Source organism: Pseudodesulfovibrio sediminis, from assembly GCF_020886695.1.
In the GTDB taxonomy this organism is placed as follows: domain Bacteria; phylum Desulfobacterota; class Desulfovibrionia; order Desulfovibrionales; family Desulfovibrionaceae; genus Pseudodesulfovibrio; species Pseudodesulfovibrio sediminis.
On the sequence record NZ_AP024485.1, the window covers coordinates 3,432,361 to 3,446,016 of the forward strand.

The 13,656-nt window shown below is 56.6% G+C and carries 19 protein-coding genes; 1 reads left to right on the forward strand and 18 read right to left on the reverse strand.

The genetic code is table 11. The annotated features are described in order from the left end of the window. Nucleotides 1-2: 2 nt before the first annotated feature. The 18 genes from SRBAKS_RS16070 to SRBAKS_RS16155 form a co-directional block, all read right to left on the reverse strand. Nucleotides 3-614, reverse strand: a complete 612-nt coding sequence (locus SRBAKS_RS16070) for a phage tail protein (protein ID WP_229591908.1) — start codon at nucleotides 612-614, stop codon at nucleotides 3-5. Continuing rightward, complete coding sequence (locus SRBAKS_RS16075; protein WP_229591909.1) at nucleotides 614-1,801, reverse strand: baseplate J/gp47 family protein; 1,188 nt, start codon at nucleotides 1,799-1,801, stop codon at nucleotides 614-616. Before SRBAKS_RS16075 ends, SRBAKS_RS16070 begins: the two co-directional genes overlap by 1 nt. Beyond that, nucleotides 1,798-2,130, reverse strand: a complete 333-nt coding sequence (locus SRBAKS_RS16080) for a DUF2590 family protein (protein ID WP_229591910.1) — start codon at nucleotides 2,128-2,130, stop codon at nucleotides 1,798-1,800. The genes SRBAKS_RS16075 and SRBAKS_RS16080 overlap by 4 nt, the downstream gene beginning before the upstream one ends. Nucleotides 2,131-2,133: 3 nt before the next feature. Next, nucleotides 2,134-3,921, reverse strand: coding sequence for a phage tail tape measure protein (locus SRBAKS_RS16085; protein ID WP_229591911.1), 1,788 nt, complete (start codon nucleotides 3,919-3,921; stop codon nucleotides 2,134-2,136). Between the two features lies 1 nt (nucleotide 3,922). Beyond that, nucleotides 3,923-4,075 carry a DUF6890 family protein gene (locus tag SRBAKS_RS16090; RefSeq protein ID WP_229591912.1) on the reverse strand — a complete coding sequence of 51 codons (153 nt, stop codon included), beginning with the start codon at nucleotides 4,073-4,075 and terminating at the stop codon, nucleotides 3,923-3,925. Between the two features lie 11 nt (nucleotides 4,076-4,086). Continuing rightward, complete coding sequence (locus SRBAKS_RS16095) at nucleotides 4,087-4,368, reverse strand: putative phage tail assembly chaperone (RefSeq protein ID WP_229591913.1); 282 nt, start codon at nucleotides 4,366-4,368, stop codon at nucleotides 4,087-4,089. Nucleotides 4,369-4,384: 16 nt separating this feature from the next. Continuing rightward, nucleotides 4,385-4,591: a hypothetical protein gene (locus SRBAKS_RS16100; protein ID WP_229591914.1), complete on the reverse strand. Its 207-nt coding sequence runs from the start codon at nucleotides 4,589-4,591 to the stop codon at nucleotides 4,385-4,387. A gap of 5 nt (nucleotides 4,592-4,596) precedes the next feature. Further along, on the reverse strand, nucleotides 4,597-5,106 hold the full coding sequence (locus tag SRBAKS_RS16105; protein WP_229591915.1) for a hypothetical protein: 510 nt from the start codon (nucleotides 5,104-5,106) through the stop codon (nucleotides 4,597-4,599). Beyond that, complete coding sequence (locus tag SRBAKS_RS16110) at nucleotides 5,103-5,519, reverse strand: DUF5675 family protein (RefSeq protein WP_229591916.1); 417 nt, start codon at nucleotides 5,517-5,519, stop codon at nucleotides 5,103-5,105. Before SRBAKS_RS16110 ends, SRBAKS_RS16105 begins: the two co-directional genes overlap by 4 nt. Beyond that, entirely contained in the window at nucleotides 5,516-5,719 is a 204-nt protein-coding gene (locus SRBAKS_RS16115; protein WP_229591917.1) for a TraR/DksA C4-type zinc finger protein, read from the reverse strand. The genes SRBAKS_RS16110 and SRBAKS_RS16115 overlap by 4 nt, the downstream gene beginning before the upstream one ends. Nucleotides 5,720-5,729: 10 nt before the next feature. Next, entirely contained in the window at nucleotides 5,730-6,182 is a 453-nt protein-coding gene (locus SRBAKS_RS16120; protein WP_229591918.1) for a DUF2597 family protein, read from the reverse strand. Nucleotides 6,183-6,190: 8 nt separating this feature from the next. Next, a complete protein-coding gene (locus tag SRBAKS_RS16125; protein ID WP_229591919.1) occupies nucleotides 6,191-7,306 on the reverse strand; it encodes a DUF2586 domain-containing protein in 1,116 nt (371 codons plus the stop codon). A 12-nt stretch (nucleotides 7,307-7,318) separates the two neighbouring features. Then, nucleotides 7,319-8,020 carry a phage virion morphogenesis protein gene (locus SRBAKS_RS16130; RefSeq protein WP_229591920.1) on the reverse strand — a complete coding sequence of 234 codons (702 nt, stop codon included), beginning with the start codon at nucleotides 8,018-8,020 and terminating at the stop codon, nucleotides 7,319-7,321. Next, nucleotides 8,007-8,465, reverse strand: a complete 459-nt coding sequence (locus SRBAKS_RS16135) for a phage tail protein (protein WP_229591921.1) — start codon at nucleotides 8,463-8,465, stop codon at nucleotides 8,007-8,009. The genes SRBAKS_RS16130 and SRBAKS_RS16135 overlap by 14 nt, the downstream gene beginning before the upstream one ends. Next, nucleotides 8,462-8,923 (reverse strand): head completion/stabilization protein, encoded by a 462-nt coding sequence (locus tag SRBAKS_RS16140; protein WP_229591922.1) that lies wholly within the window; start codon nucleotides 8,921-8,923, stop codon nucleotides 8,462-8,464. Before SRBAKS_RS16140 ends, SRBAKS_RS16135 begins: the two co-directional genes overlap by 4 nt. 85 nt (nucleotides 8,924-9,008) lie before the next feature. After that, nucleotides 9,009-9,767: a phage terminase small subunit gene (gene gpM, locus SRBAKS_RS16145; protein ID WP_229591923.1), complete on the reverse strand. Its 759-nt coding sequence runs from the start codon at nucleotides 9,765-9,767 to the stop codon at nucleotides 9,009-9,011. A gap of 73 nt (nucleotides 9,768-9,840) precedes the next feature. Beyond that, nucleotides 9,841-10,878 carry a phage major capsid protein, P2 family gene (locus SRBAKS_RS16150; protein WP_229591924.1) on the reverse strand — a complete coding sequence of 346 codons (1,038 nt, stop codon included), beginning with the start codon at nucleotides 10,876-10,878 and terminating at the stop codon, nucleotides 9,841-9,843. Nucleotides 10,879-10,886: 8 nt separating this feature from the next. Then, a complete protein-coding gene (locus tag SRBAKS_RS16155) occupies nucleotides 10,887-11,774 on the reverse strand; it encodes a GPO family capsid scaffolding protein (RefSeq protein ID WP_229591925.1) in 888 nt (295 codons plus the stop codon). 112 nt (nucleotides 11,775-11,886) lie between these two features. Between SRBAKS_RS16155 and SRBAKS_RS16160 the strand changes: the two genes are divergently transcribed. Then, a complete protein-coding gene (locus SRBAKS_RS16160; protein ID WP_229591926.1) occupies nucleotides 11,887-13,647 on the forward strand; it encodes a terminase large subunit domain-containing protein in 1,761 nt (586 codons plus the stop codon). Nucleotides 13,648-13,656: the final 9 nt, after the last annotated feature.

The following is a 13,656-nucleotide window of genomic DNA, read 5'->3' on the forward strand; positions in this document are numbered from 1 at the left end:
CCTTACAGCTTGGCGGCAATGACCGCCGAGTCGTTGTTGAATTCTTCCAAGCGTGGCCCGATGGTCAAGGGCGGGACGCCTGCGCAAAATGTCTGATAGTCGTTGTCAAATGTCTCCACCCTGACGTTTACAGTCAGTGGCGAGATGAGGGTCCATTCATATCGTCGGCAGGTTCGGCTATAGTGTTGGATGAGTTCCTGCAGCAGGGCCTGATTGTCCGCCAGTTGGGTGTCGGAGAGTTGTAGGCCGATGACGTCCCAATCCCGGCCCGGCATCCGTTCCTCTATTTCGAGGTAGTCCACACCCAAACGCTGGAAGATGCGTTTGAACCCGGCCACGCTCCCGGCGTCTTTCGCATTGACGTAGGCGTACTTCACGCGCAGTCGGTACAGGGCAAGCGGCTCGCCGGAGAAGCGGTCAATGTCCCGTTGCCAGGCTATGAGATCCAGGACTGTTTCGGTACAGGTTCCCGGGTTCATCTGCTGGGCAGGCCAGATAGCCCAGGCCATGACCCTGGAGAACCACTTCTGCGCGGCCTTGGCGAGCTTGCTCAACTCCACCCCGGACATCCAGAAGGGCAGGGTTACTTCGGGCGTTGTCTGTTCGTCTGCCATTACGCAGCCTCCTCATCCGGCGGTAGCGCTACGGAGAGTGTACCGAGGACGGGCAGGTCCATTGCCGACACAATGTCCGTTGCCCTGTCGAACTCAACAGAGAGAAGGTCGGTAAGATTTGCATGCAGCTCCTTGTCCATTTGAGAAAATGAAAAGCGGCTGTACGGCTTGGTCTTGGTCATGTCGAAGTCGGTATTTTCCCTGAATGCACATCGGATTAAGTCGTCCGCGTCCTGCTGCAGGGCCTCCTCCCGCTCTTCGGAAAGGTTGGGCTTTGGGTAGACGATGACTCCCAGGTCGTAGGCCGTTTCTGGCATGGGGTAACAAATCATGTCGTCGCCGTGGCCGTGGTTGCCTGAATCACGCACGTAGGTGTTGATGTTGTCCACGAACTCCTGCGGAGGCGCGCCGGTGTCCAGCATAATGAAACAGTTGGCGGTGCCGGGGCCGCGAGGTCCGTCATGCTCGAAGTACAGGTAGTCGAGCCGGATCCCGGTGTAGCCCCCGATGATGACCTTGTAGGCCGCGTCATGGTGGAGCTGCCCCACGGCGCTGAATTGATTGCGGCAGCGCAGGCGCAGCTCCTCGTTGCTCTCTTCGTTGGCTCCTGGGGTGGACAGCCAATCGGCTGCGTTGGTGACGGACGCAACGCCGGGAATGGGCGACTCCAGGATGGAATAGTACCCAGGACCGAGGTTATACGCGGCCCCTACCTGCTCGGCCTCCACGGGGGCGGTGAAGGTCAATGAGCCATCCGGGCAGGTGGTGTCCTGGGTGACGAGAACGCGATAGATGTACCCGGCCAGCGTCGGGCTTTCGATGACCGTTCCGGCGGGAATGGTCAGTTCTCCGGCGGACGTCTCGCGGGTGAAGGTGACGACGCCTAGGGCCTTGGAAGCGGCTTTGCGCTCCAGATCCACGGCCCAGGCGTAGACGTCGAGCCATGCGCCTTTGGCGTATTTCAGAAAGAGATTCGGCAGGGCCGTCTCGATGAGCAGGTCGACCAGCATCTTGCAGGGAGCGGTAACAATGGCCGTGATGAGACGCCAGAAGGGACTCCAACTGGAATCGTTGGTGATGAGGCTGCCTTCGTCCTCGTTGATCTGCTTCCACTGCGCCTCCATCTCCGCTTCGGTGGTGGGGACGCCTGCTTCGGTCAGCATTTTCTCGAATAATTTCTGGCTCATGAAATCTCCACGGTTGTGTAGATGGGACCGAACTCGACAGTTTCGGCCTGCAGGTAGAAAACACCCAAGGACGGTTCAGTGATTGCGCATGTTCCAGGAACAATCCGCTCATCGTTGTCCACATCCATGGTCAGCTTGACCACGTTCTCGGCTTTCTTCCGTTCGTCCCGATTGCCCACCAGCTCGACCAGCAGGCCGGTTTCCCGGATCATGTGGACGATGTCCTGGGCGATGGAATCCCGGTTAGAACACCGCTCCGGGATGCCTCCGGCGTCAAGTGTGATGTCATCGTCTGTGATGAGGAGGTCAAAATACTTTTCTTCAGCCATGGCCTAGCCTTCCATCATAAGTTGTTCTTTCATCGTCATAGTATCCACGCCATGGAAGTGGTTTTCCTGTTTGCCGATGGTGCGGGATTCGCTTCGGTTAGCGTTCACGGTTTTGGCTATCTGGTTGGCGACACCGCCCGGTGGGACTACAGCCCGTCTGGACGCGTCCAGAGAAGGGGAAGACGTAGGGGCCTCTGATTCGGATCCAAACCCCAGAAAAGAAGCGATGGCGCTGAAGTTGTCCACCACGAAGCCAATGGGGTTGATAAGGGCCATCAGTCCATCAAGGACCCAATCAATGACGGACATGATTGCCTGACCCCAGGACGTGTCCAGGAATGCGGCCTTCAGGTCATCCCACCAGTAGACGGCAGCAGCCACGGCAGCGATAAGGGCGATGATGGCGAGCGTGATGAGGACAACGGGGTTTGCGGCCATGGCCGCGTTGACGAGCCACATGACACCCTGGAAAGCCATCATGACGGCTTTGCCGAGTATGCCTTCCTTGGTAAACAGGGCCATGGCCCACTTGGCCGCGCCGATAGGACCGGCCAGAGAAATCATGGACAGTTTCATCAAACCACTCACCAACGCCAGCGCACCCATGGCGGCGACCATGGCTGTGACCACGATAATCCCGTAGCCGATCCACCGCGTGAGGTTGGGGTATTTCCCCATCCATTCAACCATGGAAGCGGAAGCGTCGGCAAAGCCGTTAATAATCGGGTCCAAAGCCGGAGCCAATCCATTGCCCAGAGCGATGGTAATTCCCTTGACTCCTTGTGAGGCCCGTTGCAGCGGGGTGACCATGTGCGCGGCCATTTTTTCAGCCTTTTCCATGCCCTTGACCTGGCCGAGTTTGTCCATGGAAACGGCAAGCCCTTTGGTATCTGCCATGAGGAGCTTGATAAGTGACACGGCTTCATCGGAGCCGAATGCGTCCTTCAGAAGGTCGGATTCATCCACACTCATGCTATCGCCGAATTTTCCTTTGAGCTTACCCAAGATATCCAGCATGCCAAGCATGTTGCCGTTGGAATCAACAAAGGAAAGATTGAGCTTGTCCTGGGCCTTGCCTGCGCCGGTCAGAAAAGCCTTGTACTTGGTTCCAGCCTCGGAGCCGGACATGGTGGCCTGGAGTTTGCCAAGCACGGCCATTTGTTCGGTGATTCCAACCCCTGCGGAGGTGGCGTTAGCCCCTAATGCGGTCCATCCAGCAGCCCACTTGGAGCCGGTTGTCTTGAACATCTGCACCGCTGTAGCTGTCTGTCCGGCCAACTGTTCGATCCAGTTGCCTTTGCCCATGCGTTCGGCTTCCTCCTGGAAGATGCCATACATGGTCCCCATGTAGTCAGTGATGGTTCCCCCGTCCGACTTGGTGGCGGTTGCCAGGACGTTGCCTGCATTGGTGAAGAGGGCAAGTTCGTTGCCTTGCAGCCCATTGATGGCAGACTGGATGTCATAGGAAGAGGACACAAACCCATCGGCGGCACGGCCATACTTGATGGAATATTGCAAAGCACTGCTGGAAAGCCCTTTCAGAACAGCCGGGTCAACTTCCAGGGATGCAACTTCGCCCACGGCTTGGCGCATTTCCTCGGCTGGCTGGATGAATTTGAGCAAGCCATAGCCTGCAGCCCCCATCCCAGCCGCGCCGGTGCCGACCTGGGAAAAGGCTTTTTGCGAGGCGTCAGCCATGAAATTGAGCTTCTTCTGGATTTTGCCCACCGGGCCGGACACCCGGTCCAGCAGGTCAATAATAAAGGAGAGCTTTTGCAGCTTCGCGCTCATCTTATCCCTTCATGGCTTTGGCAATGCCGTTGGTTATGGCAATGCTCATTTTGTCCCAATATTCCTTTTCCAAAAACAGGGCGGTGCCCATGCTTTCCGTGGACGTTTCCTGGCCTGGCATCCACTTTTGATGCAAGGCCAGGAGCTGGGCCACGGCGTCGCCGCCTATTCGTTCGGCGACTTTTTCGACTTTCCCACGATGATGGACAGATCAGGGGTGTATTCACTGACCAGGCTGCCAACGAGTTCGAGAGCCGCGCCAGGCTTCTTGAGCAGATCCTTCAGGTCGTCTTTGGTGTCGTCGGTCACGGTGCGCATGAGCAGCGAGTGGGCAGGGGCCACTTTGTTGGTGGGCTGCATCTCATTGATGAACTTGTTGTATGCATCCGGGGTCATTTCGAAAGTCAGGTCCGTGCCGTTGACTTCCAGGGTAATGGTCTTGTTCATAGTTTCCTCCAGTTACTTAGTTTTTCATGATCTCAATCGCCGTGCGGACTCCAATCGCGGCAACAAATGCCACGCAGCCCCACACCATGCGTTCAAGGGTCTTTATTTTTACCTGGTTGCTTGCACACTGCCGGGACTCGTTGATCTCTCGGATGTCGGATTGAATGGCTTTCACCCGTTCATCGATGCGGACAAGCATGTTCTGCAGGTCTTGACTGTCCATTGCGCTCACTTGCCTCTGGTCTCCATGAACTTGGTGAAGAGCGGCATGAGGTTTTTCACGGTCCGTTCCCCGAACAGGAAGCCCAGGACAAGAATGTTCAGCACGATGATGAGGATGCCTTCAGCGGTGAATTCGCCGGTGAGCGTGGTCATGGACACGTCCCAGGAGTTGCTGAATATCTGCCAGTCAACAAACAGGGTGAAGTATCCGAATAACGGGCGCAGGCAGCCCCGTGCGAAAATGATGAAGCGACCGACAACAGGGAGTGAAGCCAAATCCTTGGCAGTGCCTTCCAGTTCGGCAGCACGGCGGGTCACCTCCTTGTCTGCATCCACGGCCAGAGCCATAAGGGCTTTTTCCTGCTTATGCTCTGCCTCGCTAATCCGTGCAGCCAGTTCGGCCTTTTCCTTGTCGCTCATGGACGGGGGGAAGTAGGCCTTCACTGTGTCGGTGATGGTGCCGACCAAGCCCTTTTCTCCAGTGAAGAATCCGGTGACTGCGGAGAGAAAGCTCATCGCACACCCCCGGAAGCATCTGTAATATGCATCTGGGCGGACTCGTTGTCGGCCATGGTCTGCAGGAAGCTCTTGAACGTATTGCCGGAACTCAGGACAGCTCGGTTGGGGCCGAGATGCCCGAAATTCCGGCCCAGAAGGACGCAGCCTTTCGTATCTGTCTCGGTGTTCCCAGGGTGCAACAGGATGTGAGATCGGCCCGGTACGCCAGTGATCTCGAAGGTGTCTCCGTACTTGGGCGAGTTGACCCGCTTGACCACATAGTCGCCTTCGGGGATGCAGGACACGTTTTGGGCGTTGCCTCTGTCTTCGGGTTCCAAGGTCACGCAGGAGGCTTTGCCGTCAATCTTGAGGACTCCGAATGTCCCGGCTTCGCTTTTTTCAACGCGGATGAGTTCTATAGTAGTGATCATTCTTCCTCCAGCTCGACCTGGCACTGTATGCACAGCTCCACGCCGGGGATGGCTTTGCGGCGGGCCTCCGGGATGACGTTGCCGCATTCGGCGCACGTCTCCCGGCTGGGCCTTCCGGTGTTCTTCAGTCCGGCCTTGGCAAGAGCCGATTTCAGGCCCAGGCGTTCAGCTTCGGATCCCATGTCGCAAAAATCAGCCATGCCAAGGCTCCTAGATCAGATCTTTGGTTTCGGAGGAGGCCAGGTACGGGACGCCATTGATGCGGATAAAATCCGGGCTGGTCACATCAAAGGGCAGTTTCGTCGTGTGCTTTTCACCGCCCTTTTGGTCGATATCCAACAGGGACTCGATCTTGAAAGCACAGCCAAAGGCCTCCACCTTCATTTCTTCTTCGCTGCCGGAGTTGGCATAAAACAGGCAATCAAATGGTTCGAGTTCCCGGAATGAACCGGCAGACTTGGCCGCTTCCGTGATGATGCCCAGGCCGGTGGCGTCCACCTCGATTTCTCCCGAGGCTTCGACGTCTCCCAGAAGCCGCCCGTTAGGTATGCCCCGGTCCTTGGCAACGCTGGAATTATCTGTGATGGACAGGGTTGCCTTTTCAACGTGGAGCAGCAGGTCGCCGATGTTGATGTCAAAAGATTTTCCGCTGATACGGTTCATGATGCCTCCTATTCAGCGTAGTTGGTCAGGTCCAACAGGATGTTGCAGGTGATGTCCTTGGGGCAGTTGTAGGGCCGGACAGTCATGTGGATTTTCACCACGGTTTTCGTGACCCATGTGATGACGATGTCGCCGTCCTTGGGTGGCTCGATTTCACCGGGGAAGGTGATGTTCATGATTTTTACGGATTTGCTCATCTCGCGCAGGGGCCGCATAAAATAGTTTTCATGGTAGGCGGTAGAGGTCGGGGTGGAATTAAGCTTGCGGTCTCCGATCTTGGCAACGGCCAGCGGGTAGACTTTGCGCATGGCCTTGTGGACAACGCGTAGATATTCGATCACCTGAAAGTCACCGCCCGGTACGTCCAGGACATTGCCGTCACCGAAATACACGCCGGGGTAGTCGGGATACCATTGCGGTACTGACCAGCGTTCAGCGTCCAGGGCCTTGAGGACCGACATGTCAACGGCGCGCCCGTCCTTGTCCTTGGGTTTTTCGGAGCGGATGCCCACCACCGGGCCGGTGTTCACGCGCATGGGCGTGTCGGCAACAGTGACGGATCGGTTGCAGAGCCGTCCGCAGTAGGCTCCCAGGTCGTCGGGCCATATGGTCGCCACCGGGTTAACCTGGTCGCAGGCCAGATTGTTGAGGATGGCGTTGCGGTCGGTGGTGAAATCGCTCCACGATTCCGTGTCCTTGATGCCTTCGCATGTGGGGATGAAGATCGCAGGCCGCATATACTGCGCCATGATGTTTTTGGCCTTGAGCTGGAAGGCCTCGACCTCGGCGGAAGTCTTGACCGGATCGGTGATGGCAATGGCTTCCGCGTTCATGTTTTCCATGGCGTAATCCACTGCCGCGTCCACGGTGACAATGTCATCCAAAGGCAGGACCGCTGCCGCCCAATTTTGTCCTGCATTGGCCTTGGCCGCTGCAACCTGTGTCTTCAGGTTGGAAGCGTCCGCGCCCAGAACTTCGTCCAGTTTCGTGTCGGTGTTGACGGTCAGAATGGAACCTTCGTTCGTCCCTGCGCCACGTCCGAGAAACAGGAAGTAGCGTTCGACGTCCGCGATATCTCCCTGCAGCAGATTGAGTTTGTCTACCTGTACAATGCCCAGCGACATGGTGGTCTCCTTTTAACGGTTGGTGATCTCGGCCATGGTGTCTCTGGCGAGTTCGTTGAGAAATTCTTTTTCTGTTCCGGGTTTCGGTCCGAGGAAGGGGCGCGCAGCCGGTTTGACTTCCCATTGCTGTTTGCCGCGCTTGGTGCCTGTTCGCATGTCTCGCAGGATGGCCCCGGCCTGACCAACAGACAGGTGGTCCATGATCCATTTGATGGACACGCGCCGGAGTGTGCAGCCCTTGCCGCGTTTTTTCTGGACGCGCAGCCGGTAGCCTTCGGCCTTCAATGCCTTGGCCTGCGCTCTGGTGGTCGGGGCTTTATAGTCGGGCCGCTTGTAGATTTTTTGGGCCTTGGCCGTGGTCCATGGTTCCGCGATACCGTATTGATGGCGTCCGGCAAGTCGTGCGGTGTAGTCATTGCCGAAGGTGACTTCCACCCGGTCCGTGCCGCGCATGTACGGTTTTATGTGTCGTCCGAATCCGCGCAGCATCTTGCGTTTGTTGCGGGAGTCCTTGCGTGGTTCCATGGACGTTCCATGGATGGTTTTTTGCTGGCGAATGTTCGCCTTGGCGGCTTTGGCCACCTTGCGGCCCATGCGCATGGTGATGTTGCGCCGGGTCCGGGGAGACATGGACAGGATGTCCAATTGCTCATGCAGTCGGAGCCGTCCACGCGGATCCGTTTTGAGGCGAAGGGGGGCGTTACTCGACGGCATCAGCTGCCCCTTCCAAGGTTTCCAGCGTGTCGGCTACGTCGATGAGAACGTCTGCAATACGCCATTTTTTGCCGTTATAGGTGATAGGGCCGTCTTCGTACGGCACGATCTCCAGGGCTTCCTCGAACTCTATGGCCATATCAATGTCGGCGGTCCGGTCATCGTTCAATGAAATATCTATGTCGGGATCCTTGAGGCCCATGTTTTCGCGTTCCGGGTCGTTCTCCTGAAGCCACGCCGTCACAAAGGCTATAAACAACCGGCCATCGTCGCTGTAGTCCTCTATCTGGATCACGCCTTCATACTTGAAGCGTCCGACCTCGATGCCGTGGCCGAGGTTTTTGCCCGTGGGGATGATGGTCCCTTCGTCGGCAAAGGAATGGATGGCGTTGCCGGTTGCGCCTGCATCCTTCAGAGCTTCGGTCAGAGCTTGCAACAGCCTCATATAAGCTCCACGGTGACGGGGCTTTCACCCTTGAAAGAGGCAATGGCATGCTGTGCGTAGGCAAGGAATGTGCTTTCGGTTTCCTCGTTTTCCCGCGCCTCGTTTCTGGCGGCTTCGCGCCGGTTAACAGTAGAGAATTGTTGCAGCAGGAAGGCCTTGGCGTGGCAATACACGGCCCGGCGGTAATGGATGAGCTTGACGGATTCGCCACCCAGCGCGTCAGAAGGAACGGCGGCAAGGTTCTCGTAGTCGAATTCGGCCAGCCCCTCGCGCCAGTGCTTGAGCTGGGTGTTTGCCCAGGCCATGCCGAGCTGCAGCCCATCCACAAGGATCATTTCCTCGTAGTCGAAGGGGAGCCGGTATCGTTTCTCGAAATCCGCAACAGAAAGGTCAGGCCACCATCCGTCATTATTCACGGTGGTGGTTGATTCTTTGGTGGTATTGCCTGAAAAGCTCATTGTTGGTCCTTTGTTGGCTGCCCCCTTCGGCCTGGTCACAGGCTATTGCCCGAGCAGGCCTTGGGGGCAGCAGCGTATGGAGGAGCTACTTGTCGGAGTCCTTGGGATCTTCGCCGTCCGGCTTGGCTTCGGCAGCCGTGACCTTCTCGGCTTCAGCGGCCTTGGAGTCGTCGAGTCGTTTGGTCACTTCTGCCAACTTGGTCTTGACGGATTCGCCGAGGTCGTAGGCCTTTTGCAGATACTTCTGCGCGGCTTCAAGGTTGCCTGCTTCGTCTTCGAGCAAGCCCCTGAGCTTGTAGATTCGGCGGGAAAGTTTATCGGTGATGTCCCATGCGTCCGAGCCGTCCGCGCCGGTCATGGCGTCGAACAGGGTGGAGAAATACGGTTCCACGGAATGGTCGGAATCCAATTGGTTCTTGGTCCACGTTTCCATGCACCGGGTCATGACGGTTTGGACATCGCTTTTGTACATATCCGTGGGCATGTCGATGTTGTTTTCAATGCAATAGAAGCCTATTTTGAGGGCCAGTTCCACGCTGGCGACATCAAAGGACCAAACCATGTAATAGGGCAGCAGGTCGTGCTTCCAGCCCTGATCCATGAGGCGGTGGACATAGTCGATATACCTGGGGATAAGCGCGTTCAGCTTGTGCTGGGTCTTGGCCTCACGGGAGTTGAAGCCCGAAAGGGTTTTCAGATCTTCGCCCAGGGAAGCGTCGAGCAGCTTGGAGAGCTGGTCTTTGCCCATGGAAGTCTTTGCGCCGCCGGGTGTGCCGACAACAGATGCGGACGGGGGCGTTTGGCCGTCTTGAAATTTCTTCTGGTTTTTCTTCATCAAACTCATGGCTCACTCCTCCAGAGGTAAAAGGTGGGTGAGGGGGCAGCAGGGCCACCCCCTCTGTGCAAATCAAGGAAGATTATTCCCAACCGTCGCCAGCGGCGTTCGGCATTTTGACGTTGTTGTCCTTGAATTCCATGCCTGCGAAAGCGCGGGGTTCTTCAACCACGTAGCCTTCATTGCGGGAGTTGAAATCTTCCCAACGGTCCTTTTCAGGCTTGTCCTTGAGGTAACGACGCCAGGAGCCGGACTGGTGGTAGATGGAGAGGTTTTGGTAGCTGGTCACGATCATGGTGCGGTCCGGGATGAAACTCGGAGAGTCCCAGGGCATGCCGCCCATCAAACTCAACGCCTGATCAACACCGGCTTTTTCGGAAGGGGTGTTGCCCCATTTCTTGTAGAAGGTGCCGGTGCGGGTGCCGATCAATTCTTCGCCGACCAGTACGACAAGATTGTTGCGCAGATAGGTGGGGATTCCCTGTCGCAGGTCATGGGCTGCATCGTCCAAATTCTCGTAATCGCCGCCGGGACCGATGCGGATTTCTCCGGCGGTCGCGCCTTCTGTCAGGATGTTGCCAGCCAGCTTTTCACGCATGTACTGGAACCACCCTTTGTTGACGTCCTGCAGGAGTGGGTAAGTCTCAATGTTGGTGTTGGCTGCAGCCTCGACACCGTGCCAGCCGATCATGACTCGGTCGTTGGCAATCTGTTGCTGGACATACGCGGTATACAACGCGCCGAGGTTGGGGATCTTCTTGGCCCATGCGTCGAGTGTTGCGTATTCGATGTAGACATCGGAGTTGGTCTTGTGGAGCTGGTATTCCCATTCTTCAAGACCGAGGATGTTGCGGGGCTGCCGTTCGGTGTTGCCGTCCGAAGTGTTGGTCCGTCCGGACGCAGGGCTGTTGGCAGAACCAAGGACGTTCTTTCCGGCAAGCTCTTCAACGCCAACCACGTTAATCTTGCGGAGGAAATCTTCCTTTTCAACGATCTTGTCCTGGAATCGCTGTTCCAGCTCCGGGGTCACGCTGAACTGTTTTTCAACGCTTCCCACATTGTAGTTGGTTGCGAGCTGGGTGAGGAACGCGGCAAACAACTGTTGGGTTGCAAAATTCATGGCCCCTCCTACAGGAAGTCCGCGCCGGGAGTGGCGGGAGCATTGTTTTCAGGGGCATTGGTGCCGGGGTTGACCTGCTCGAAACGCTTGGTCAGGCCATCGACCTGGGCGGAGAAGTCGGTCTTGAGGGCGTCCAGCTTGTCGCTGAAAGGCTTCATGGCTGCCGAGATATCGGCGGCGAAGTCCTGTGTGCCTTCGTCGGAGGGCGCACCGTCATCGGTGCCGGGTTCCTCAACGGGCGGCTGCGCGGCGAACTTCTGTTCAAACGAGTCGAGTCGCTTGTCCTGATCGTCGAGCCTGCCCATGAGCTGGTTGAACTGCTGTTCGTTCATGGTGTCCTCTTCGGGTTCGGGGGTTGCCCCCTGGTTGTGGGGAATATTGAGGCCGAATTTCCGCATGGCGTTGGTGAACCATGACGGGGCTTCAGTGTCCGACTGGCCTTCCTGCAGGTCGCCGAGTTCGACGCCGTCAACAAAAAGGTCGTCGGGGTTCTGCTTCCGGTGAGAAAAATGGAGTTCCGAGGTGCCGAGACTGGCCGGGATGTCCGTCACGGCCAGGCCGGTCAGGTAACACTTGCCGGATTTGGCAAAGTCGGGGGTCAGCTCCATGGAGGTGAACAGCTTTTGCTTGTTCTTGTTCTGTGACAGCAACCATTCGTTGGGCTGCAGCTTGGCGTACAGGCTGACAATGCCGTCCTTTTCTTCGGCTTTCAGCGCGACGACTTTGCCGAAGTTGCCGTAAAATCGGAAATGGTCAATCCAGATCACGGCGGTGTATTTCGCGGGATCGTATCCCTCGGCAGCATCAAGCAGCCATTGGCCTTCGATCTCCCGTCCGTCCATGGTTGGACCGGACTGCCCTATCTTTTTCCAATCGGTGGTGAATGTATTCGGCATGGCGCAAGAGTACGCGTGGTGGAAAAGCAGATGCAATAAAAGCAATTCCTATTCATGAAAAAACGGAATTGAATCAGGCGCATACTCTATAAGGTCAATGTATTGATACTGCATGAATCAGCATGCAGATGAAGTCATACAGGCTGCCAAGTCGCTTTATTTGAAAGGAAACAAGGTCGGCGAGATTTGCAAGACCTTGTCTGTCCCAAAACGGACGGTGTACCATTGGCGTAACATCGGCCAATGGGATTCCCTTTTTGTCGATGAGTCGGCAGTGCATTGCGTGGCCCGTCGATACACCGTGCTGGTGGAACGTGAGGACAAGACCTCCGGCGAGCTGAAGGAAATGGATCGGCTCCTGGATCACATGCTGCGCTTGCGTGAGATGAAGATCCGGGAGATGGAAGCCGCCAATGAGGAGCGCGACCAGGGCAAGCCGGTCGTGGGTGGCAGGACGCGCCGTCCGAATAAGAAGCGCGGCAAGGTCATAAAGAACGATGTCTCTCACCTTACGGCCAAAGACTTCAAAGATAAGTTCCACGCCCACTACTATGAATACCAGCATGAGCTGCGCCGGAATAAACACCACCGAACCCGCAACATTCTGAAGTCCCGCCAGATCGGAGCCACCTGGTACTTTGCCCAGGAGGCCTTCGAGGACGCCACGCTTACGGGCGACAATCAGATTTTCCTTTCAGCTACCCGCCGTCAGGCCGACGTGTTCCGCGCCTACATCGTGGCCGTGGCAAAAGAGAAATTCGACATCGAGCTGAAGGGCAAGGATGAGATTGTCCTGCACACGGCCAAGGGACCTGCCACGCTCTATTTTCTGTCCAATAATTCCAAGTCCGCGCAGTCCTATCATGGGCATGTGTACATCGATGAATATTTCTGGATCACGAAATTCAACGAGCTGTACAAGGTCGCCACCGGCATGGCCGCGCACAAGAAGTGGCGGCGCACCCTGTTCTCCACGCCGTCCGCAGTCACCCATGACGCCTATGATCTATGGACCGGTGACCGTTTCAACAAACGATGGAGGCGCAAAAACAAGCGTAAGGAATTTCCCTCTTTCAAGGAGTGTCAGGCCGGAGCCGTTGGGCCGGATAAAGTATGGCGGTATGTCATCACCCTGAAGGACGCGGAAAATGGCGGCTGTGATCTATTCGACAGTGATGAGCTGCGTTTGGAATACAGCCCGGATGAATTCCGCAACCTGTTCATGTGCGAGTTTGTGGATGACACGCAGGCCGTGTTCAAGCTCCACGATTTGGAAGCCTGTTATTGTGACATTGACGACTGGACAGACTTTGATCCAGACGCTCTGCGCCCATTCGGCGACATGCCTGTGTGGGGTGGGTATGACCCCAGCCGCCACCGGGATGATTCTTCCTTTGTTATTCTTGCGCCGCCACTGAAGCCGGGCGGAAAGTTTCGGATATTGGCCCGGTTTAAATGGGTCAATAAGTCTTTCTCCTGGCAGGCTGACCAGATTGAGGAACTGACCAAGCGTTTCAATTTCGTCCACATCGGCATCGATGTCACCGGGCCGGGGTATGGCGTGTATGAAAACGTGAAGGCGTTTTTCCCGGCAGCCATGCCCATCCATTACAGCCTCACCACCAAAATAGAATTGGTCCTGAAGGGCAAGGACGTCATCGAGAGCGGACGCCTGGAATGGGACGCCGGACAGTCCGACATTGCCCACGCCTTCCTGACCATCCGGCAGGACACGACCGGCAGCGGTATGGTCACTTATTCGGCAGGACGGACCGAGGCCACCGGCCATGCGGATGTGGCCTGGGCCATCATGCACGCCCTCTACAACGAACCCCTGAACGTGAAGCATAAACAAAAAGTCGTCATTGCCTGACAACAATAA